This is a genomic window from Clostridium sp. AF29-8BH (assembly GCF_003478145.1).
Taxonomy (GTDB): Bacteria; Bacillota; Clostridia; order Lachnospirales; family Lachnospiraceae; genus Otoolea; species Otoolea fessa.
On record NZ_QUEL01000005.1, the window covers coordinates 1 to 21,408 of the forward strand.

Genomic DNA, 21,408 nt, shown 5'->3' on the forward strand with positions numbered 1-21,408 from the left:
TGTCCCGCAAAATAGCTGCGGAGATCACGAAATATGCCGCAGAGTATCAGGCAGATGTAATTGTGTTTGAGTATCTGGAAATGCAGGGAAAAATATCCGGAAAAAAGAAGCAAAAACTTCATTTATGGAGAAAGCGGGATATTCAGAAGCTATGTGAACATCAGGCACATCGGAACAGGATTCGTGTGTCCAGGGTCAGTGCCCGGAACACCAGCAGGCTGGCCTGTGACGGAAGCGGAGCGGTAGTAAGAAATCAGGAGAACCATAGCCTATGTACCTTCCGGACAGGAAAACAGTACAACTGCGACCTGTCAGCAGCCTATAATATCGGAGCGAGATATTTTATACGGGAACTTTTAAAACCCTTGCCGGAAACGGGAAGGTCTTCACTGGAGGCAAAAGTACCTGCAGTGAAGCGTAGAACCTCATGTGTTTATGCAGATTTAAGAAAGCTTTATGTAGAAGTAAACAATTTAAAAGCGGCATAAACGCAGGCAGATATACAGCGGACTACCTGTAATGTGGAAACCAGCCGTATCCGGCAAGGGAAAAGTGCGTATCCGCACGAATTCTAAGTTACTGGCGTATCCGCCGATATTTAGTCTTGCCGTTTAAAACGGCTGAGAAGCACGTGACTTTAGCCATGTGAGGTTCACTTTGTATGAACATCAGTCAACCTGGAATCCGAATATGCCGCTGCGTTTTCTGATTTATGTGACGAAAGAATACCAGATGCTCATTCGGAATCAAACGCTGTATGCGTCAACGCTGGTAGAATTGCCGACCCCACACTTTGTTGTATTTTACAATGGAGAAGAGGAGCGGGAAGCGGAAAGTGTTCTGAAACTGTCACATTCATTCTGCCAGAAGGCGGATGAACCAGAGCTGGAATTGATAGTGAAGGTATTGAATATTAATCTGGATAAAAAACAGAGGATTTTGGAAACTTGCTGCCTGTTGAAAGAGTATATGCTTCTGGTTGACAAGATTCGTAAATATGCGGCAGAGTATAAGGACATAAACCGGGCGGCAGAGCAGGCTGTGACGGAATGTATTGAGGAAAATATACTGGCTGATTTCCTGAGAAAGAATCGAACGGAGGCGATAGAGGTGTGTATTTTCGAATATGATGAGAAACGGGAAAAGGAATTGATTCGGAAGGCAGAGTATGCGGAAGGTAAGAAGGAAGGATTAAAGGAAGGTCAGAAGCAGGGTGAAGAACGAGTGTTTGGAATTTATAGATTATATCGAGATAAATATACAGAAAACCAGATTGCAGAACAGATGAAGATAGATGTGGATGAAGTTAGGAATATTTTGGAAAAGTTTAAGGAATAGGTGCGGCGGTTGGTTATACATATGCGGATCAGCTGGATAACTGGACGGATGCGCTTATGATTGGAAATGCCTGTTATCAAAAAGAAGATGTCAGTGCCCTGAACTGCGTTGCTGCAGCCTACCGACCAGATTACCAGAATGAAGATCCAATATTCTTATATCCATATCGTGTTTACATACCGGGCACTGGCAGCAGCGGTGTGCGCGTGGAGTGGAATGTGCATGGTAAAAATGGAGTTTGTGTTTTATAGATAGTAGTGTGCTAAAATTTTAGGAGAGGGTAAAACGCGAAAAAGAGCTCTAAACGAAATAAGGATGGAAGAAATCACCCTCCAAAGTGAATTCTTCCATCCCTTTTCTTTACTCTTTTACAATCCGAAACTCCCTCCATTTTCCACTCCGGTAGCGCATCACAACTACGAAGCAGGCGATCAGCCATGCGGGCGGCATGCTCACATAGTAGCAGCGGAAGCCAACCGGGGTGAGCGCCAGCAGGAAGGAGAGCGCGAGGCGGATGCCCAGGTTGATGAAGCCGGAAGCTGCCGGGATCTTGACATCGCCTGCACCCTGCAGAAAACCGCAGGTGATGTTGGTGATCGTGCTGGTCCAGATGAAGAACATCAGGATGTCGAGATGTTCCTTTGCGCGCCGCAGGGACTCTCCGGTGATGTTGAAGATCTGGAGAAGCGGCCGGTCAAAAAGCAGAACTACGATACTGATGGAGATACTGATCAGGACGCCCATCAGGATGGTGGTGCGGTAGCCGCGGCGGGCACGGTCCAGTTTTTCAGCGCCGATATTCTGTCCGGCGAAGCTGGAAATGGCGACGTTAAAGCTCTGGGACGGGATGTGCGCGAGCTGTTCGACCTTCAGCATGGCAGCGTAGCCCTCGATGCTGGGAGCGCCGAAGGAGTTGATGAGACGCTGCAGGATGAGGAAGCCGATTGAATTGACGCCCGTCTGCAGCATGATCGGAATACTCAGGCGCATCAGCAGCGCCCCCTGTCCCTTCCAGGCGTAGAGATAACGCCGTTTCGGCAGCAGATCCGGGAAAATGTGCCGCAGATACAGGAAACTGGCGATGGCGGAACCTGCCTGTGCGATCACGGTCGCGGCAGCCGCGCCGGAGACACCCATATGAAAGATGGAGATAAACACACAGTCCAGCACGATGTTCAGGGCGGCGGAGATCATCAGGAAAATGAGTGCGCCGCGCGAATCACCGTGTGCCCGCAGGATGCCATAGGTAACATTGTAGAGCAGCTGGAAAATAATTCCACCGCTGTAGATCAGAAAGTATGCCATACTGTCGAAACGCATTTCCTCCGGTGCCTGCAAAAAACCGAAAATAACTGGACGGGTTGCCAGAAAGCAGGCGGCGGTTAAAAATATACTTGCGATTATGGCAATCAGATAGGAGACGGAGATGGATTCCTGTATGTCTGTCTCTTTTTTGGCACCGAAATACTGGGCAACTGCGATGTTGACACCGGCACCGATGGAGGTGCAGATGGCGGTCAGAAGCCAGATCATGGAGCTGGTTAGTCCGACGGCTCCAAGGGCGGTTGCGCTGATGAGGTTTCCGACGATCACGCTGTCAGCGAGGTTGTACAAAACCTGCAGCAGGTTTGCCCCCATGATAGGCAGGGAAAAGAGCAGGATGGAGGACCATTCCCGCCCTTCGGTCATATCTTTTTTCATATGTATAAAACTCCTTTGATACAGCTAAATCATGAGTTTAGTGTAGCATAGAGGATGGAAAAAGTAAAGAGAACGGAAAGCGCTTGTCAAGTGGAAAGAGAAGGATCTATAATAGAATAGATTTAATGTAACTGTTCAGCAGGTCTGCGCATTTACTGCGCTGACCGTACGAAAACATGGGCCAGCAGGCAAAAATCCCATTGCCATAGGCAATTTTTAATGGATTTTTGCGCGTGACTGTGAGGGGACTGAACAGTTACGATTTAACGAATATTAAGAAAAAGGGATGAGGAAATCTTGAATCACAACATGGAAATGACGGAGAAAACGACGGGAAGCGGGGCAGCACGGTGGGGCTTTTATCTGATGGGGCTTCTGATTCTGGCGATGGGGCTTACGCTCAATACGAAAGCTGGACTCGGAGTGTCGCCGATTATTTCACTTTCGTATGCGGCATCCGTGATCTGGAACCGGAATTTTGGTGATATGACCTTTGTCCTGTATGGTATCTTTGTCTTGATTCAGGCGGCGATTCATCTGCGGGAGAAAGGAGAAGCAGGACGCAGCTTGCTTATGAAAGATGCTCTGCAGTTTCCATTGAGTATTGTATTTACAAGATTTCTGAATGTATTTTCAGTGTGCATACCGTCGTTAGAAGAATGCGGAACGGCGGCGTCTGGACTTTTAGGACGCCTGGGAGTGCTGATGCTTGCCCTGATTTTTACAGGCATCGGCGCGGCGATGTCCCTGTCAATGCGGCTGGTGCCAAATCCGGGCGATGGTCTGGTGCAGGTGCTTGCAGACACCTTTGGAATCGGCACGGGTCTGATGAAGAACTGTGTGGATGCGTTTTGCATTGTTCTGTCACTGATTATGGGACTTTTGTTTGCGGGAAAACCGGTGGGAATCGGCATTGGAACGGTCTGTGCTGTCATGCTGGTGGGGCGCGTGATTGCGCTGTTTCATCATATTTTTGGAAAGGCGATGCTGCAGGCGGCTGGACTGGAAAGTGGCAGGAACTGACAGAGTGTGTGGAAAAAGGTGTGCGAAAGATAAAAGCAGCCGATTTTTGAGTGAAATTCAGATACATAAAATAATAGGAGATAAATAAGATGAAATTGAGAATGAAGCGGAAAGCAATGGTAGTATTGGCAGCAGGCATGTTGATGAGTGCGGCAGCTCCGGCGGCTGCGATGGCGGCGGAGAAAGCGACAGGACCGGCGCTTACGGCAAGCTACAACGGGGATGTAAATACACTGGAGGCGGCGAAGGATGCAACGCAGCTGATTGTGGTGATTGGCAACCGCCAGGATCCGGCGAAGAGCCGTCTGGACTGGTATAAACGCGATGCAGATGGAAAACTGGTGCAGGTGATGTCGAAAGAAGCGGTCAGCGGCATGAACGGTATCACGATGCAGAAGCAGGAGGGCGATAAGAAGACGCCGGCGGGTGTGTACCGCTTTACGATGGCATTTGGCCTGAAGGCAAATCCGGGAACGATTCTGCCGTATCACCAGATCGTGGACGGCGATTATTATGTAGATGACGGAAACAGCCAGTATTATAACAAGCTGGCAAATACGAAGCAGGTACAGAAGGACTGGAATTCGGCGGAGGATCTGATGGCGCAGGCGCCGCAGTATAATTACGGCCTGGTACTGGATTATAATCCGGAGTGTACACCGGGAAAGGGATCGGCGATCTTTCTGCATTGCCCGAAGAGCTGGAATAATACGGGAACTTCCGGATGCATCAGTATTCCGGAGGAAGATATGAAACAGGTTGTGTGCCAGGTGGATACCGGGACGAAGATTGTGGTGGTGCAGGATGAGAGCGATTTAGCAAATTACTAATTAGATAGGCTGTGAGAGTCAGATCTCATTTGGGGATTTTTATCTGGAAGCAGATAGGAACCCCCAGATGAGTTTTTTTGTTTCATAGGACATAATTTCCTAATGAAACCCAAAAACGCCGGACAATATCCGGCGCTCAGGTGTCTCAAAATATTTGTCCCTACGTTGGCATTATCCAAATCAGGTTTTGGGTCGAAACTTTTGGTTCCCTCTCAGCCTGCATCACAAGCTCCCCATTATCGAAATGAATTGTAGCATGATTTGGAAAAAAATAGCAATGGCAACTCTGGTTTTATGATTTATTTGCCCCGCCCATCTGCCGGCTCAGCATCCGCAGCATTTCCGCCTGCCGTTTCTGCGCTGGGGGCATTTGGTCTGTCAGGATCGAAAAAAGAGTGTCCATTTCTGAGGTTGAGAATTGCGGGGAACCGTTGCTGCCCCGGAGACTCATGAGAAGCGGCAGAAGCTTGTCTTGCGGCGTGTTTCTTGCCTGATCGGCTAACTGTTCCATCTGTTTTATTTTGTCTGGATCCATGGAGCGGAGTCTCGGATCCTGTTTCCAGTTTTGAAATTCCATAGTGTGTGCCTCCTGTCTGTTTGAAGTGGATGTGCCAGATGCACGGTCTGTGGTTTTTTTCTGTCTGCGGGAATATTCGGCTTGCGGGTAAAGGACAGATGCCGGAACTGCATCAGAATTGGGTGAATCATTCTGGATATCTTGCGAAGTCGGAAAGGATGCTGTCTGCGGCATATTTTGCCAGTAGGATTCATAGAGGCGGGAACCTTCGATAAAATTTAAGACCAGATCGATCGAACTTTGCTCTTCCTCTGTGCCATACGGCTTGATCGCTTTCAGCATATCAACCGGCGAATCCTTGTCGCGTTCGCCCACCGAGCAGATTCCGATCTCACCGTCGGCCGGATCAGCAAATAGCTGCATCGTCTTTTCTAGTTCGCGGAATTTCACAAACAGGGAGAAAAAACGCTGTTCCGGGATGTGAATATAGGGAAGCGCCGCCTTGACAAGCTGCATATGTGGGAGTGAGGTCAAGCGGTCTAACTCGGTCATTTTGAGAGAAACATCTTGGTTCACGAAAAAAACCTCCCAAATCTTTGTCTCAATATATGCAGATGAGAGGAAAAAAAGACGTTTTGGTTCACGGGTAGGCACTTTTGGAATCGAAAAAGAACGGGAATGTTTAAAGAAAAAAAGCTCCGGGACAGGAAAAACCACATATAGTATATTATAAAAAATAAGAAAGAAAAGGATTCAGAGCTATGAACACCCGGCTGATCATTGATGGAAATGCCGTTTATGAAATAGATGAAGACTGTCTTGCCTGCCGCGGACGGCGGACTGGATGCAGACGCTGTGTGGAACCGGGTTCCCGCACCCGGGGACGAAGCACGCCTTTACAGAAATTGGAACCTGCCAGTGAAAAATCACAAACTCACAAATAAAGAAAGATGTGGTATAATGTAAAGAAAGAAATTCCCCTCATTCCAGCCTGCCCAGCCACTTCCTCATGAGGTGTCAGGGAAAGCTGGAATGGGGATACCGTAGCAGAGCTCCAGAGTCCTAAGACAAACTGGCTCACAACAACATTGCATCAGGAACTGAAAGGACGAATCCATATGAACCCATATAAAATCATGCTGGTAGATGACGAGGAGGAAGTACGGACAAGCATCATACGCAAAATCGACTGGCAGGATGCCGGATTCGAGGTGATCGGGGATGCGGAGAACGGGAAGGAAGCGCTGGAAAAGATCGAGCAGAATGAGCCGGATGTTGTGCTGACAGACATCCGGATGCCATATATGGACGGGCTGGAGATGGCGGAGAATATACGGCAGAGATATCCGTCCATCAAGATCGTGATTTTTTCTGGTTTTGATGAATTTGAGTACGCCAAAAAGGCGATCAAGCTCAATGTGATCGAATATATTTTAAAGCCGGTCAATGTCGAAGAGCTGACGGCGATTTTAAAGAAAATCAAGAAAAATCTCGATGAGGAGATCGAGCAGAAGCGGAATGTTACCCTACTTCGGGAAAGTTATATCAAGAGTCTTCCGGCGATCCGGGAACATTTTTTGAATGACCTGATTCACGGCGGCATGGAGGAAGCGCAGATTGAGGAAAAACTGAACGAATATGCGATCGACGTTGCGGGTGCGGTCAAATGGGTGATTGCGGCGATCCATCTGGAACCGGATGAGAAGGTGGACAAGGCAGTTTCGCTGCATCAGCAGCGGGAGCTGATTCCGATTTCCGTCCGCAATCTGATTGAGGAAAAACTGGAAGGGCAGTACCGCTTTATTGTGTTCCACTCTTCCTTTGAGACGATCCTTCTGGTGGCGATCGACAAAGACAATACGCAGACCGGACTGATTGCCCTGCTGGGCGATATCTGCAAGGAGACGAAGAAAATTCTGGAGGTATCGGTTACGATCGGCGTGGGTGAGAGCTGCAGTTCGCTGACGGATTTAAGCCGCCCGTGCCACACGGCACTCAATGCACTCGGTTACCGTGCGATCACAGGTTCCGGCGGTGTGATCTGCATCGGCGATATGGAGCCGTCCGGGCATGAAAAACTCCGGTTCGACAGCCGGATGGAGTCGGAGCTTATAGCGGCAGTCAAGTTTGGACCGAAGGAAAAGATCCGTTCCGTGATAGACGGGATTGTGAGCCGGATGGAGGATGCGCGGGTGCATTACCGCCAGTATCAGGCGTATGTGCTTGCGATCATCAATGTGCTGACACAGCTCTCCCAGCAGTATGATCTGCGGATCAGCGAGATGTTTGGCGTGGAAAATGATTATTTCGAGATTCTGGGGCGCGTCCAGAAGATGGAGAATGTCCGCCCGTACCTGACCGAGGTGGCGCTCAAGATGAATGCCGGAATGGAAGAAGAGCGGAGCAATACGACAAAAAACGTGATCCGCGAGGCGAAGCAGTACATTCAGGACAATTTTCAAGATCCGGAGCTGTCGGTGGAGAAGATCTGCCGCCATCTGCATATGAGCCCGGCGTATTTTTCAACGATGTTTAAGAAGGAGACGGGACAGGCGTACATCGCCTATCTGACCGATGTCCGGCTGGGGCGCGCGGTCGAGCTTCTGATGGCAACTGACGATAAGACGTATATCATCGCGGAAAAGGTCGGCTACCCGGAGCAGAACTATTTCAGTTACGTATTTAAGAAAAAATTCGGTGTTTCCCCGACGCGGTACCGCACGGCACACCGGAGCGGGGAGGCATAATGGGTAAAAAAAGGACGATCTGGAAGAAAAAGCTTTTTGACGACGCCAGCATCCGGTCTATGATCTTTATCTATTTTACGATTACGGCGCTGGCGGCGAGCGTGCTGATCTCCCTGTCGCTGTACCAGAGAATGTCACGGCAGGTCACGGAAGTAGTACAGGAGGAGAGCCAGAACCTGATCGCGCAGGTGGGGCGCTCTGTGGAGTCGTACCTCCGCACGATCATGAAGCTGTCCGACTCGCTTTATTATGGCACGATCAAGAATGCCGATCTGTCGAGCCAGTCGCTTGGAAGTGAATTTACGCTTCTCTACGATAATAATAAGGATAATGTGGAGAATATTGCCCTGTTTTCGGAGGATGGGGCGCTTCTGGAGGCAGTCCCGGCGGTGCGTCTGAAAAATGAGGTGGATGTGACGCAGGAAGAATGGTTCCGGAGCGCCTTAAACCGGACGGAAAACCAGCATTTTTCCCTGCCGCACGTACAGTATGTGTTTGACAATGCGGAAAATCAATACCGATGGGTCATTTCGCTATCGCGGGCGGTCGAACTGACACACGGAACCTCGACCTCGCAGGGCGTCCTTCTGGTCGATATCCGCTATTCGAGCCTGGAACAGCTCTTTGGCGGCATCACGACGGGGCGCGGTGGTTATTTCTATATGATCAGCGGAAATGGCGAGATTCTTTACCACCCGCAGATGCAGCTTCTGGATTCCGGCTGGGTGCAGGAGAACAATGGACAGGCAGCCGGCTATTCGGACGGAAATCATGAGGAGATATTTGCCGGAAAAAAGCGGATGGCGACGGTCAAGACGATCGGCTACACAGGCTGGAAGGTGGTCGGGGTGACGCCGGAAAATGCCGTGTCGCTCAACACGATCAAAACCCGGCTTTTTATCGTATTTGTCATTGCCCTCATTTTGTGCATTCTGGCTCTGATTAACTCTTATATTTCATCGAGGATCACGAATCCGATCCGCGAGCTGGAAAAATCGGTCGGCGTCCTGGAGGCGGGCAATTTAAGCGCACCGGTGTACATCGGCGGTTCGTATGAGATCCGCCATCTGGGAAAATCGATCAGTGATATGGCGGGTCAGATCCGCCTCCTGATGCAGGATATTGTGCGTGAGCATGAGGCGAAACGCAAGCAGGAGTTTGATACGCTGCAGTCGCAGATCAATCCGCATTTCCTCTATAATACGCTCGATATCATTGTCTGGATGATTGAAAATGAGCAGAAAACGGAGGCGGTCAAGGTGGTGACGGCGCTGGCGCGGTTCTTCCGTATCAGTTTAAGCCGCGGCAAGAGCTTAATTACTGTGAAGGATGAGCTGGAACACGTCCGGAATTACCTGATGATCCAACAGATGCGGTTTAAAAATAAGTTTACCTATACGATCGAGTCAGATGATGAGGTTTTGGAACTTGCAAGTTTAAAACTGATGCTGCAGCCGCTGGTGGAGAATGCGATCTACCATGGCATGGAATATATGGACGGCGACGGTGAGATCTTCGTGCGCGCCTGGCAGGAGGAAAAAGAGCTGTATCTGGAGGTGCGGGACAATGGGCTTGGCATGACGGAGGAACAGGTCGAGAGCCTCTTTACCGATACGGCGCACGTGGCATCCAAGCGCGGATCCGGCATCGGGGTACGCAATGTCAACGAGCGGATCAAGCTGTATTTCGGCGCGGAATATGGTCTTTCGATCGAGTCGGAGCCGGATGAGGGAACCGCGGTGAAGATTCATCTTCCGGCAGTGCCTTACGAGAAAGTGCTGGAAGAGAAGAAAGTGTAAAAGTGGGGGCGACAGATCAATGCGATATGGAGTGAGAAAAAAAAAGGAGCTGGTGCTCTGGGGAATCCTGTGTGTGGGACTTATTTTGCTGTATCTCCTTTCCTCCACGGATTGGATCATCAAGGAAAAAGAGGTGGAGGTCTACCCGGTGTCCCTGATTATCAGCGATACTTCGGATGATGATTACGTCAACTTCCGCAAGGGCGTGGATCAGGCGGCGGTTGAGTATAATGTAGATGTCAGCTTTATTACCCTGTATGAAAAGGATAATCTGGCACAGCAGATGGAGCTGGTGCGCCGGGAAGCGGCAGACGGTGCCGGGGCAGTGATACTGGAGCCGGTTGATGAGCTGGAATGCCGCCAATATCTGGAAGAAAATACATATGGAACGCCGATTATCCTGCTGGGTGAATTATCACCGGATGAGGAGGTCAAGGGGGCGGTTCATATGGACTGGACGGCAGCCGGGAGAAAGCTGGGCGAGGCGATTACGGCGGAACAGAGCCCCGATCTTCCTGTCTGGATCTTTGCAGATAACCCATATATCGGCAAGGCGGGGGAGATGAAGCAGGGGCTGACGGAGGTGCTGGAAAAACAGGGCTTTTCCTATACCATTGTGCGCGCGGCACCGATGATACTTACCGTTCCGTCATTGAAAAAACAGTTTATCCGGGCAGCGGCACGGCGGTGGTGGCGGCACTGGATTTCGCCAGCACAGCGGAGGCGGCGGAGATTGTCGGCGGAAGCAGCGTGTACGGAAAATACATTTCCGGGCTATACGGCGTCGGGATGATGCCGTCCCTGCTGGATCAGCTTGACAAGGGGACAATCCGGGGGCTGGTGGTAACAAACCAGTTTGACGCGGGCTATTTTGCGGTCAAAAAAGCAGTGCAGGCGATTGAAAAAGAGCAGGAGAGAAGCCAGCTTTCATTGGAATCCTACTATATAGAGAAGGATGAGCTGCGCTCGAAGAAATATGAGAAGATGCTGTACCCGATTGATTAAAAATCCGGGAGGGAGTATAGAAAGATGAAAAAAAACGGAAAAAGCATTCAGATGGCGCTGGCACTTCTGGCAGTGGGCACACTTCTTTTAAATGGATGCAGCGCGGCAAAACCGGCAGAAAAAAAGAGCATCCGTATCGGTGTAACGCTGTACCGGGGCGAGGATGCCTTTATCAACAATATCCGTTCCAGCCTGGAGGAAAAGGCGAAGGAATATGAGCAGCAGACGGGCATTAAGGTCAATCTGGAAATCATGGATCCGAAGGGAAACCAAAATACGCAGAACAGCCAGGTAGATCGTTTCCTTTCCCTGGAATACGATGCGATCTGCGTCAATATGGTGGATCGCTCAGCAGCATCGTATGTCATCAACAAGGCGATGGATGCCGGGACGCCGGTTGTATTTTTCAACCGCGAACCGGTCGAGGAGGATATGAAACGATGGGAGCACCTCTATTATGTAGGGGAGGACGCGCGGGAATCGGCGGTTCTGCAAGGAGAACTTCTGGTGGATGCGTATCAGGAAAATCCAGGCAGTCTTGATTTAAACGAGGATGGAACCGTGGGATATGTGATGTTGGAGGGCGAGCGCAGCCATCAGGATTCGCTGATCCGCACAGAGTGGTCGGTGCAGACGATGCGCGACGGAGGTATTCCGCTGGAAAAACTGACCGGTGGTTCGGCAAACTGGGATCGGAGCCAGGCAGCGGCGCTGATGGAACAGTGGATCCGCCAGTTCGGGGATGCGATCGAGGTGGTGATCGGCAACAACGATGAGATGGCGCTCGGAGCTGCCGAGGCGCTTGAACGCGCCGGTGACACAAGGGGTGTGAAGGTGGTCGGCATCGACGGAACCCCGCAGGGAATCGAGGGGCTTAAGAGCGGAAAGCTGTATGGAACAGTCCAGTGCGACAGCGACGAGTATGCAGAAGTGATTTTTGAGATAGCTGCCGCCGAGGCACTTGGTCAAAATGTACAGGAAAAGGTCGAATTAGAGGACGGAACCTATTATCAATGCAGTCAGAAAGCGTTGACTGTTGCTGATTTACCATAAAATCCCACAGTTTCACACCGGAAAAACAAGAATATGTGAATAAAATCACAAAGGATCTAAAAAAATTTTATATAAGAACCAAGAAAATTATATGGAAAAGTGTACAAACGATCCGTATAATAAAGGTGTCGATAAGAAAAAATGACGAATCGGCGAAACTGTATAATGTGTGTATGCGGAAAATTTAACTGTTCGGTGGATCCGGACAGCGCAAACGGATACGCAAGTTTAAGGGAGGACAAACATTATGAAACTGAAAAAAGTAGCAGCACTTGGTTTGGCAACTGCAATGGCATTTTCCGTAACTGCTTGCTCCAGCAAACCGGCAGAGACAACTGCAGCGGCAGAAGAGACAACAGCAGCAGCTGACGCAGCAGAGACTGTTAAAGAAGCAATCGAAGGAAAAGATCCGGCAGAAGTTAAAGTTGGTATTTCTATTTACCAGTTCGCTGATAACTTCATGACACTGTATAGAAACGAACTTCAGAAATATTTAGTAGATGAGCTTGGCTTAAAGGCAGAGAACATCTCCATCATGGATGGTAAGAATGACCAGTCCGAGCAGATGAACCAGATCCGTAACTTCGTTACTCAGGGATTTGATGTTATGATCATCAACCTGGTTCAGGCTTCTTCTGAGCCGGATGTAACCAACATCTGCAACGAAGCAGGTATCCCGGTTGTTTACATCAACCGTGAGCCGGATGCTGAGAGAGAGCAGGCTTGGGTTGACGACGGCATCAAAGCTACTTATGTAGGTGCTGATGCTAGACAGTCCGGTACATATCAGGGTGAAGAGATCGCTGAGCTTGAGAACAAGGGTGATGCAGACGGCGACGGCGTTGTTCGTTACATCATGGTTCAGGGTGATCCGGAGAACGTAGATGCTCAGTACAGAACTGAGAAATCCGTTGAGGCTTTAAAGGCAGCTGGCGTAGAGGTTGAAGAGCTGACCAAGCAGCGTGGTGATTGGGATCAGACAAAGGGTCAGGAGATCACTGCTAACGCTCTGTCCCAGTACGGCGACAAGATCGATGTTGTATTCTGCAACAACGATGCTATGGCTCTTGGTGCTCTGCAGGCTATCGAGGCAGCTGGAAGAACTGTAAACAAAGATATCTACCTGGTAGGTGTTGATGCTCTGGTTGAGGTTGTTGAGAACGTTATGAACGACAAGATGACCGGTACCGTATTCAACGATTACTTCGGACAGGCTCATACAGCAGCTGACAAAGCTCTTGATTTCGTAAACGGCAAAGATGTTGACAACGTATACATGGTAGACTATGTAAAGGTTACAACTGAGAACGCTGGCGATATTCTGGAAATGATTAAATAATTGTAGCTGTTCAGAGAAGGACGGTTATGAACATATCACTCCCCTGCAGGGGAGTGAATAAAGTGTCGGGTGTGCAGATGGCACACCCGATTTTATGAAAGGAGAGAATGGGATGGCAGAGTACAGATTGGAGATGCGCGGGGTATCGAAAAGCTTCCCTGGCGTAAAAGCTCTGGACAAGATAAACCTCAAAGTACGTCCCGGCACCGTCCATGCACTGATGGGAGAAAACGGCGCTGGTAAATCCACCTTGATGAAATGTCTCTTTGGTATTTATCATATGGATGAAGGTGAGGTATATCTGGATGGAGAAAAAGTGGAGATCCACAATCCGGATGAAGCCCTTCACAGAGGACTGGCCATGGTACATCAGGAGCTGCAGCCGATACCTGAGAGAACGGTAGCAGAGAATATGTACACCGGTCGTTATCCAACCAAGAAATTTGGTCCGATTCAGGTCATCGACCATAAAAAGATGTTTGAAGAGACAGCAAAATGGCTGGACGATGTTAAGATGCCGTATAACCCGAAGGCAAAACTGGGAACCATGTCCATCGCCCAGATGCAGTCTGTCGAGATTGCCAAGGCTGTATCCTTAAATGCCAGAGTTGTAATTTTGGACGAGCCGACTTCCTCCTTGACGGATAATGAGGTAGAGGCGCTTTTCCGCATTGTCCGTGACCTGAAATCACGAGGCGTATCCCTCATCTATATTTCCCATAAGATGGCGGAGATTCGTGAGATTTGTGATGATATTACCATCATGCGAGACGGCACCTATGTTGGTTCCTGGCATATGGACGAGATTTCGGATGATGAGATCGTCAAACAGATGGTTGGTCGTGAGCTGACCAATATCTATCCTCCGAAGAATGATACAAAAGCCGGAGAGGTACTGCTGGATGTCAGAGGATATTCCAGTATCCATGATCGTTCCTTCCAGGATTGCTCCTTCACCCTTAGAAGAGGCGAGATTCTTGGATTCGGCGGCCTGGTAGGTGCTCAGAGAACGGAACTGATGGAAGGTATCTTCGGTATGCGTCATATTAAATCCGGAGAAGTTTATATTAAGGGTAAGAAAATGAACATTAAGCGTCCGCAGGATGCAATCCGGGGCGGTATCGGTATGATTACCGAGGACCGACGCGGAACTGGTATTCTGGGATGTCTGTCCATTGCAGATAATGTATCAATTTCCTCCCTGGATCAGTATTTACACTATGGTATCAAACTGAATAAGAAGAAGATTGAGCAGCTTGTCAAGGATAACGTGGCAAAGCTTTCAATCAAGACACCGAGCAGTAAGACACTGATTCAGTCACTTTCAGGCGGTAACCAGCAGAAGGTTCTGATTTCCCGCTGGCTGGCCAACAACCCGGATATCCTCATCATGGATGAGCCGACCCGTGGTATCGACGTTGGTGCCAAGTACGAGATCTACCAGATCATGATTGACCTGGCAAAGCAGGGCAAAGGTATCATCATGATTTCATCTGAGATGCCGGAGCTGATTGGTATGTCGAACCGTATCCTTGTCATGTGTAATGGTCACATTACCGGTGAGGTACAGGGTGAGGAAGCAACTCAGGAGCGTATCATGAGCTACGCGACTAAGTTCTAAAGGAGGAAGAGAGAATGGATAAGAAACAACTGAATGTAAAAGATATATTGATCAATAACGGTATCGTTATTCTGATCCTGTTGATGGTTCTCTTTGTTGGTGTGACAAAACAGAACTTCTTCAGCCGTAGCAACTTTAGCAACATTTCCATCAACGTAGCATGCCGTTTCATCATCGCAGTCGGCGTATCCGGCTGTCTGATTACGAAAGGTACCGACCTTTCTGCAGGACGTCTGGTTGGACTTTCTGCCTGCCTGGCAGGTACTCTGCTCCAGAAGAGTGATTACAGCGGACATTTTGAACTTACCAAAGGATTTGGCGAGCAGAACGTATGGCTGATTCTCCTTATCTGTATTGCTATCTGCTGTGTATTTGGTCTTATCAATGGTATCGTAGTTGCTTACCTGAATGTACCGGCTTTCATCGGTACCCTGGGTATGCAGATGATCGTATACGGTATCAACCTGGTTTACACAAAATCCGTTCCGTTAGGCGGTTATCGTCAGGAGTATACCATCATTGCAAATGGTAACTTCTTCGGTATTCCGTACCTGTTCATCATTGCATTTGTCATCGGCGCGATCATGTGGTTCGTATTTAACTACACCCGCCATGGTAAATATATGTATGCAATCGGCGGCAACGAGGCAGCAGCAGAGGTTGCTGGTGTAAATGTTAAGAAAACCAAGATCATCATCTATGTAACAGCTACTGCACTGTATGCCATCGCTGGTTTCCTTCTGGGAGCTAAGTCCGGTGGTGCCGGTGTAAATACCGGTAACGGTTACGAGCTGGAGGCTATTGCAGCTTGTACCATCGGTGGTGTATCTGTAAACGGTGGTATCGGACGTATCTCCGGTGTTATCATCGGTGTACTTGTATTCGAGTTCTTAAAGACCTGTCTGCAGTTCCTTGGCATCGACCCGAACTACCAGTATATCGCACAGGGTATCGTTATCGTTGTTGCGATTGCACTGGATATCCGTAAGTACATTGCGAAGAAGTAATAAGATTAACTGTGTTCTGACGAGAATGTATGTACCATATGAAAAGTCGTCGGGAACCGTACATAAATATTGAAAACAAATCCAAAACTCCCTCTCCATGGATGCATGGCGGGGGAGTTTTTTATATAATGGGAGAATCCGTTGGAATCTCCTATTATATAAACAGCCCTGCCGGGCAGGATTTTTTCTTGTATAAATCTGAAAAGTTGTAATCGGCAGGGGGATGGTGGACGAGATGGCGTGCCAGCGCTTGCTTTGACAGTGACGGAAAAATATTTTTGGATTGCCTGAACTTATTTTTATGGATATAATAAGAGAAGAGGCTGTTTCAGAGTGAGCAGCAGAGAAAACAAGCCATATTCTGAAAGGAACAAGGATGAGCGAAAACGAAATGCTGGAAAAGAATGAGACGATAAAAGAAACAGTGAGCGAAAAACTGGAGACGGCGAAAGAAGCGGCAGAGGAGACGGCAGATAAAACTCTGGAGGAACTGGAAGCGGAGAATGAAAAGCTCCGCCGGGAGCTGGAACTCATGAAAGAAAAGACCATCAAAGAGCGCATCTATGACCATGTGCATGTCTCTGTGCGGACGATGGATATTTTTATCGGCGTGATGGTGGTACTGTTTGTGGTGGTTGTGGTGATGGGGATGCTGAATAAGTAGAAAGCAGCCGTGGTTAAAACTGTTTTGAGGATAAATGAGAGGAGGAAGAAAGATGATGTACCCATTTATGACCTTAAATGATGATACGGAAATTACCCATTCTGAAATGCGGGCAGATGGCAGGGTTAAAGTTTATATAGAAACACCCGATGAAAAAGATGGATTTCACAATGCGATATGCTATTTGCCAGATTACAAGTGGGAGAATATAAATGGTTATTCAGATATGGAAATGAGTTATTTCAAGAAACTGATTCGGGAAAATGCACACTTGATTATGGAGTTTTCACAAGAGGGAGGAATTCTGAGTGCCGCAAATTTTTAGGATTGGACCATATATTGTATATTTTTGGTCGAATGAAAATGAGCCGCTGGAACCGGTGCATGTCCATATTGCAGAGGGAGGAGCAACTTCAAATGCGACAAAAGTGTGGATAACCAGTACGGGCAAGGCATTGCTCAGCCACAATTCTTCCAAAATATCAGCCCAAATTTTGAACAGTATGATTCGGGTGATAGAGGCCAACAGTGAAGAAATTATAGAAAAATGGCTTTCTCATTTTGGAGAAATACGGTACTTTTGTTAAGACTTTTTAAGAAATATAAAAAGGACAACTAATTTTATGGAAATCGAACGCAAATATTTAATTAGTCACATTCCATTTGATATAGCCGGATACCCCTTCCACCAGATCGAGCAGGCATATCTAAGCACTGCCCCGGTTGTGCGTGTCCGTCAGGAGGATGACACCTATTATCTGACCTACAAATCCAAAGGACTGATGGCGCGGGAGGAATACAATCTGCCGCTGACGAAGGAATCCTATGAGCATCTCCGCTCGAAGGCTGACGGCAGGATCTGACGAAAAAGCGTTATCTGATTCCGATGGAAGGAACGGAGTACACGATTGAGCTGGACATTTTTTTAGGTGAATATGAGGGATTGAAGCTGGCGGAGGTTGAATTTCCAAGTGAGGAAGCCGCACTTGCCTTTGTGCCGCCGGAATGGTTCGGGCGCGAGGTGACGTTTACGGGCGAGTACCAGAACAGCCGTCTGGCGCTGGCGGAAAACCTGGTATTAAAAACGAAAGAATAAAAACGAAAGAACAATACAAAGGTATATTATTAATGATAAAACAAGTAATGAATTGGATCAAAACGCACCGCTACTGTCTGGCAGGACTCTATATGCTGGTGTTTCTGTCAGGATTTTTTCTGCTGGAGCTGCATGAACCATCGGATGTTCATATTATACATTGTGCGGTCGATGACCTGATACCGTTTAATGAATGGTTTGTACTGCCGTATTTTCTGTGGTACGCGTGGGTGCCGGTGTTTATGATTTATTTTATGATCAAGGATCGGGAGGCATATCTGAGACTTTGCTTTGTGATGTTTTCAGGAGCAACCTTTTGCTTATTTGTCTACCTGCTGGCACCAAACGGTTTAAATCTGCGGCAGGAGATCACATCACAGAATTTCTGCGCGCAGATTGTGCGGTTTCTGCGGAGGGTGGATCCGCCGAACAATGTCTGCCCGTCGATCCATGTATCGAGCACTGTGGCGGTACATCTGACGATCTGCCACGCGGCAAGTGTGCGGAACAAGAAACCGATCCGTACACTTTCGTGGATTGTCACGATTCTGATTTGTCTTTCAACCATGTTCATCAAACAGCATTCGCTGGTCGATGTGCTCTGTGGCTGGATTTTGAGCCTGATTCTTGACGAGGCGGTGAATGTGTGGGTACTAGTAAAGGCATTTTCAAAAGGAAAAATGATTGCTTTGTGGAAAACAAATAAATAATTTAATATAAAAAGTGTTATAAAAACAAAGAAAAGGAGGAAATAATCATGGCTGTAGTATACGCATTTTTAGCAGATGGACTGGAAGAAGTGGAATGTCTGGCAACGGCGGACGTGCTGATCCGCGCGGGTGTGAAGGTAAAACTGGTTTCGATTACGGGTAAAAAAGAGGTGAAGGGCGCACATGGATTTGGCATTCATGCAGACACCCTGCTGCATGAGATTGATCCGATGAAAGCGGATCTTCTGTTCCTTCCGGGCGGTATGCCGGGAACGAAAAATCTGATGGCGTGCAAACCGCTCTGCGATGCACTGGTGCAGGCAGATGCTGCTGGAAAGCGCCTGGCAGCGATCTGTGCGGCTCCGAGCATTCTGGGGCAGCTGGAGCTTTTGAAGGACAAGAAGGCAACCTGCTATCCGGGCTTTGAGGATGCCCTGACCGGTGCGAAGCTGACGGGCGCGGGCGTTGTGACGGACGGCAATATCACAACGGCGCGTGGACTTGGATATGCGCTGGATCTGGGAATTGAGCTGGCATCGCTCTTAGTCGATCGCCCGGTAGCATTACAGGTCAAAGATTCAATTCAGTATGACCAGGTGTAGTTTCAACTTAGAAACATACAGAAAATGCATCAAAAATGGCATAAAACCCACCTAAAACCACTCATAAACCCGCAAAAAGTGAACGCAAAATTATATTTTCCGCTAGTATTTAGCACGCAGATATGCTATAATGCTATCTTGAAGTGTAACGCCCGGTAGAATGGCGGTTCACATATAGAAGCAAGGAGGACCCCTTAAAATGAGTTTACAGGTAGAAAAATTAGAGAAGAACATGGCAAAGCTGACCATCGAAGTTCCGGCTGAAGAGTTTGATGCAGCAATCAAAAATGCGTACAACAAGAACAAAAACAAATTCAGCATCCCGGGATTCCGTAAAGGTAAAGCACCGTTAGCTATGCTGGAGAAGATGTATGGCGCTGGCATTTTCTATGAGGATGCAGCAAACGAAGTGATCGACGCATCTTATCCGAAGGCAGCAGAGGAGAGCAAGGAAGAGATCGTTTCCACTCCGGAGATCAAAGTAACTCAGATCGAAAAAGGTAAGGCATTCATCTACGAGGCAACCGTAGCTCTGAAACCGGAAGTAACTCTGGGCGAGTACAAAGGCGTAGAAGTTAAGAAGGCAGAAGCTGTTGTGACAGACGAGGATGTAGAGAACGAGCTGACTGCAGCACGTAAGAAAAACGGCAGACTGATCGATGTAGAAGACGGCGCAATCGAGGACGGCGACAACACTATCATCGACTTCACTGGCTACATTGATGACAAGACATTTGACGGCGGCGCTGGTACAGATTATCCGCTGGTAATCGGTTCCCATTCCTTCATCGAGGGCTTTGAGGATCAGTTAATCGGCAAGAAAAAAGGCGAGACCTGTGACGTAAACGTTACTTTCCCGGCTGAGTACCATGCAGATGAGCTGGCTGGCAAACCGGCTAAGTTCGTTGTAACCATCAAAGAAGTTAAGAGAAACGAGCTTCCGGAGCTGAACGATGAGTTCGCAAGCGAAGTATCTGATTTCGATACTCTGGATGAGTACAAAGCAGACATCCGCAAGAAACTGCAGGAGAAGAAAGAGCAGGATGCTAAAGTAGAGAACGAGAACAACGTAATCGAAAAAGTAGTTGAGAACGCTCAGATGGAACTGCCGCAGCCGATGGTTGACACTCAGGCAAGAGAGATGGTAGAGAACTACGCTCGCCGTCTGCAGAGCCAGGGCTTAAACATCAACGATTACATGAAATATACCGGCATGACACCGGAGAAGCTGATGGAGCAGATGCGTCCGGAAGCAGAGAAGAGAATCAAGACCAGACTGGTTCTTGAGAAAGTAGTTGAAGTTGAGAACGTAGAAGTTTCCGATGAGAAGCTTGACGAGCAGATCAACGAGATCGCAGCATCCTACAAACTGGAAGGCGCTAAGCTGAAAGAAATGATGGGTGAGCGCGAGAAAGAGCAGATCCGTGAGGACCTGAAAGTTCAGGCAGCGATCGATTTACTGGTAGAGCAGGCAAAGCTTGCTTAATCAAACCGATAAAAGCGAATACTGAAATACGGCAGAATTCTATGGTGTCCTAAGGCATCATAGAATTTTGTATTACTGTTCACAGGCAGGCACTTTTGGAACCGAAAGTGCCGTGCGATAACATAGTGGCAGCAGATTTTGCTGATTTGTAATGCGAAGCATCAACAAAATCCTGTTACAGTTTGCACGCGTGTGAACTGTAACAATTTTTGCCATAAACATTCATTCTCAATTATAGGAGGAAGAATCATGAGTTTAGTACCTTATGTCCTTGAATCCACCAGCCGCGGCGAGCGGACGTATGACATTTACTCCCGTTTGCTTAAAGATCGTATCATTTTCCTGGGAGAGGAAGTAAATGATGTGACAGCCAGCCTGGTTGTAGCACAGCTTCTGTTTCTGGAGGCAGAGGATCCGAATAAGGATATCAGCTTATATATCAACAGCCCGGGCGGTTCTGTTACCGCAGGTATGGCGATCTATGACACGATGAATTATATCAAATGTGATGTATCTACCATCTGTCTGGGTATGGCAGCCAGCATGGGCGCATTCCTGCTTTCCGGCGGTACCAAAGGAAAGAGATATGCACTTCCGAACGCAGAAGTGATGATTCACCAGCCATCCGGCGGCGCGAGAGGACAGGCAACCGAGATCCAGATCGTAGCGGAGAATATTCTTCGTACCAAGAAGAAATTAAATGAGATTCTGGCAGCCAATACAGGCCAGCCGTATGACGTGATCGTGCGTGATACAGAGCGTGATAATTACATGACAGCAGAGCAGGCGAAAGAGTATGGTCTGATTGATTGTGTCATTACCAACCACTAATTAGATTTCTGGATGGAATAATAGAAAGGAACAAGGTGG

Annotated in this window: 23 protein-coding genes, 1 pseudogene and 1 riboswitch; of the genes and pseudogenes, 22 read left to right on the forward strand and 2 right to left on the reverse strand. The window is 48.3% G+C overall.

All coding sequences use genetic code 11. The features are described from left to right. From DWZ16_RS04920 to DWZ16_RS15335, 3 genes are all read left to right on the forward strand, one after another. Positions 1-488: IS200/IS605 family accessory protein TnpB-related protein (locus tag DWZ16_RS04920; RefSeq protein WP_243021931.1), on the forward strand; the 488-nt coding region annotated here is incomplete at its 5' end. Positions 489-657: 169 nt separating this feature from the next. Next, positions 658-1,338: a hypothetical protein gene (locus DWZ16_RS04925; protein ID WP_118522387.1), complete on the forward strand. Its 681-nt coding sequence runs from the start codon at positions 658-660 to the stop codon at positions 1,336-1,338. 56 nt (positions 1,339-1,394) lie between these two features. Beyond that, on the forward strand, positions 1,395-1,589 hold the full coding sequence (locus DWZ16_RS15335; protein WP_146143927.1) for a hypothetical protein: 195 nt from the start codon (positions 1,395-1,397) through the stop codon (positions 1,587-1,589). 109 nt (positions 1,590-1,698) lie between these two features. Here DWZ16_RS15335 and DWZ16_RS04930 read toward each other — a convergent pair whose 3' ends face one another. Then, entirely contained in the window at positions 1,699-3,039 is a 1,341-nt protein-coding gene (locus DWZ16_RS04930) for an MATE family efflux transporter (RefSeq protein WP_118522388.1), read from the reverse strand. A gap of 297 nt (positions 3,040-3,336) precedes the next feature. Here DWZ16_RS04930 and DWZ16_RS04935 point away from each other — a divergent pair, with 297 nt between their 5' ends. Continuing rightward, the gene (locus tag DWZ16_RS04935) at positions 3,337-4,062 is read left to right on the forward strand and encodes a YczE/YyaS/YitT family protein (RefSeq protein WP_243021932.1); all 726 of its coding nucleotides are present in this window, start codon (positions 3,337-3,339) and stop codon (positions 4,060-4,062) included. An 89-nt stretch (positions 4,063-4,151) separates the two neighbouring features. Further along, complete coding sequence (locus DWZ16_RS04940; protein ID WP_118467382.1) at positions 4,152-4,892, forward strand: L,D-transpeptidase family protein; 741 nt, start codon at positions 4,152-4,154, stop codon at positions 4,890-4,892. 140 nt (positions 4,893-5,032) lie between these two features. Then, a riboswitch (TPP riboswitch) is annotated at positions 5,033-5,138 on the reverse strand. A 46-nt stretch (positions 5,139-5,184) separates the two neighbouring features. Here DWZ16_RS04940 and DWZ16_RS15980 read toward each other — a convergent pair. Next, positions 5,185-5,985 (reverse strand): hypothetical protein, encoded by an 801-nt coding sequence (locus DWZ16_RS15980; protein ID WP_233430273.1) that lies wholly within the window; start codon positions 5,983-5,985, stop codon positions 5,185-5,187. Positions 5,986-6,170: 185 nt separating this feature from the next. On the opposite strand from DWZ16_RS15980, the gene DWZ16_RS04950 reads away from it, so the two are divergent. From DWZ16_RS04950 to clpP, 17 genes and pseudogenes are all read left to right on the forward strand, one after another. Continuing rightward, positions 6,171-6,353, forward strand: a complete 183-nt coding sequence (locus tag DWZ16_RS04950; protein WP_107001618.1) for a hypothetical protein — start codon at positions 6,171-6,173, stop codon at positions 6,351-6,353. A gap of 174 nt (positions 6,354-6,527) precedes the next feature. After that, on the forward strand, positions 6,528-8,156 hold the full coding sequence (locus tag DWZ16_RS04955; RefSeq protein WP_118472438.1) for a response regulator: 1,629 nt from the start codon (positions 6,528-6,530) through the stop codon (positions 8,154-8,156). After that, a complete protein-coding gene (locus DWZ16_RS04960) occupies positions 8,156-9,955 on the forward strand; it encodes a sensor histidine kinase (RefSeq protein WP_107001616.1) in 1,800 nt (599 codons plus the stop codon). The genes DWZ16_RS04955 and DWZ16_RS04960 overlap by 1 nt, the downstream gene beginning before the upstream one ends. Before the next feature lie 31 nt (positions 9,956-9,986). Further along, positions 9,987-10,748 carry a substrate-binding domain-containing protein gene (locus tag DWZ16_RS04965; protein WP_243021933.1) on the forward strand — a complete coding sequence of 254 codons (762 nt, stop codon included), beginning with the start codon at positions 9,987-9,989 and terminating at the stop codon, positions 10,746-10,748. Further along, complete coding sequence (locus DWZ16_RS15985) at positions 10,706-10,960, forward strand: hypothetical protein (protein WP_243021934.1); 255 nt, start codon at positions 10,706-10,708, stop codon at positions 10,958-10,960. Before DWZ16_RS04965 ends, DWZ16_RS15985 begins: the two co-directional genes overlap by 43 nt. Positions 10,961-10,984: 24 nt before the next feature. Further along, a complete protein-coding gene (locus DWZ16_RS04970; RefSeq protein WP_118522389.1) occupies positions 10,985-12,013 on the forward strand; it encodes a galactose ABC transporter substrate-binding protein in 1,029 nt (342 codons plus the stop codon). A 247-nt stretch (positions 12,014-12,260) separates the two neighbouring features. Beyond that, entirely contained in the window at positions 12,261-13,352 is a 1,092-nt protein-coding gene (locus DWZ16_RS04975; protein WP_181357250.1) for a substrate-binding domain-containing protein, read from the forward strand. Between the two features lie 112 nt (positions 13,353-13,464). Then, a complete protein-coding gene (locus DWZ16_RS04980; RefSeq protein ID WP_107001613.1) occupies positions 13,465-14,973 on the forward strand; it encodes a sugar ABC transporter ATP-binding protein in 1,509 nt (502 codons plus the stop codon). Between the two features lie 14 nt (positions 14,974-14,987). Next, a complete protein-coding gene (locus DWZ16_RS04985) occupies positions 14,988-15,980 on the forward strand; it encodes a galactose/methyl galactoside ABC transporter permease MglC (RefSeq protein ID WP_107001612.1) in 993 nt (330 codons plus the stop codon). A 376-nt stretch (positions 15,981-16,356) separates the two neighbouring features. Further along, positions 16,357-16,644, forward strand: coding sequence for a hypothetical protein (locus DWZ16_RS04990; RefSeq protein WP_227589388.1), 288 nt, complete (start codon positions 16,357-16,359; stop codon positions 16,642-16,644). A 52-nt stretch (positions 16,645-16,696) separates the two neighbouring features. Continuing rightward, on the forward strand, positions 16,697-16,969 hold the full coding sequence (locus DWZ16_RS04995; protein ID WP_107001611.1) for a hypothetical protein: 273 nt from the start codon (positions 16,697-16,699) through the stop codon (positions 16,967-16,969). Then, on the forward strand, positions 16,953-17,231 hold the full coding sequence (locus DWZ16_RS05000; protein ID WP_118522390.1) for a DUF4160 domain-containing protein: 279 nt from the start codon (positions 16,953-16,955) through the stop codon (positions 17,229-17,231). The genes DWZ16_RS04995 and DWZ16_RS05000 overlap by 17 nt, the downstream gene beginning before the upstream one ends. Before the next feature lie 36 nt (positions 17,232-17,267). Beyond that, a pseudogene (locus DWZ16_RS05005) lies at positions 17,268-17,740 on the forward strand (CYTH domain-containing protein). A 47-nt stretch (positions 17,741-17,787) separates the two neighbouring features. Further along, positions 17,788-18,450: a phosphatase PAP2 family protein gene (locus tag DWZ16_RS05010; protein ID WP_182427297.1), complete on the forward strand. Its 663-nt coding sequence runs from the start codon at positions 17,788-17,790 to the stop codon at positions 18,448-18,450. 47 nt (positions 18,451-18,497) lie between these two features. Beyond that, positions 18,498-19,052, forward strand: coding sequence for a DJ-1 family glyoxalase III (locus tag DWZ16_RS05015; protein ID WP_118522392.1), 555 nt, complete (start codon positions 18,498-18,500; stop codon positions 19,050-19,052). Between the two features lie 199 nt (positions 19,053-19,251). After that, complete coding sequence (gene tig, locus DWZ16_RS05020; protein WP_022359227.1) at positions 19,252-20,538, forward strand: trigger factor; 1,287 nt, start codon at positions 19,252-19,254, stop codon at positions 20,536-20,538. Positions 20,539-20,787: 249 nt separating this feature from the next. Further along, a complete protein-coding gene (clpP, locus tag DWZ16_RS05025) occupies positions 20,788-21,369 on the forward strand; it encodes an ATP-dependent Clp endopeptidase proteolytic subunit ClpP (RefSeq protein ID WP_022359226.1) in 582 nt (193 codons plus the stop codon). Positions 21,370-21,408 lie beyond the last annotated feature (39 nt).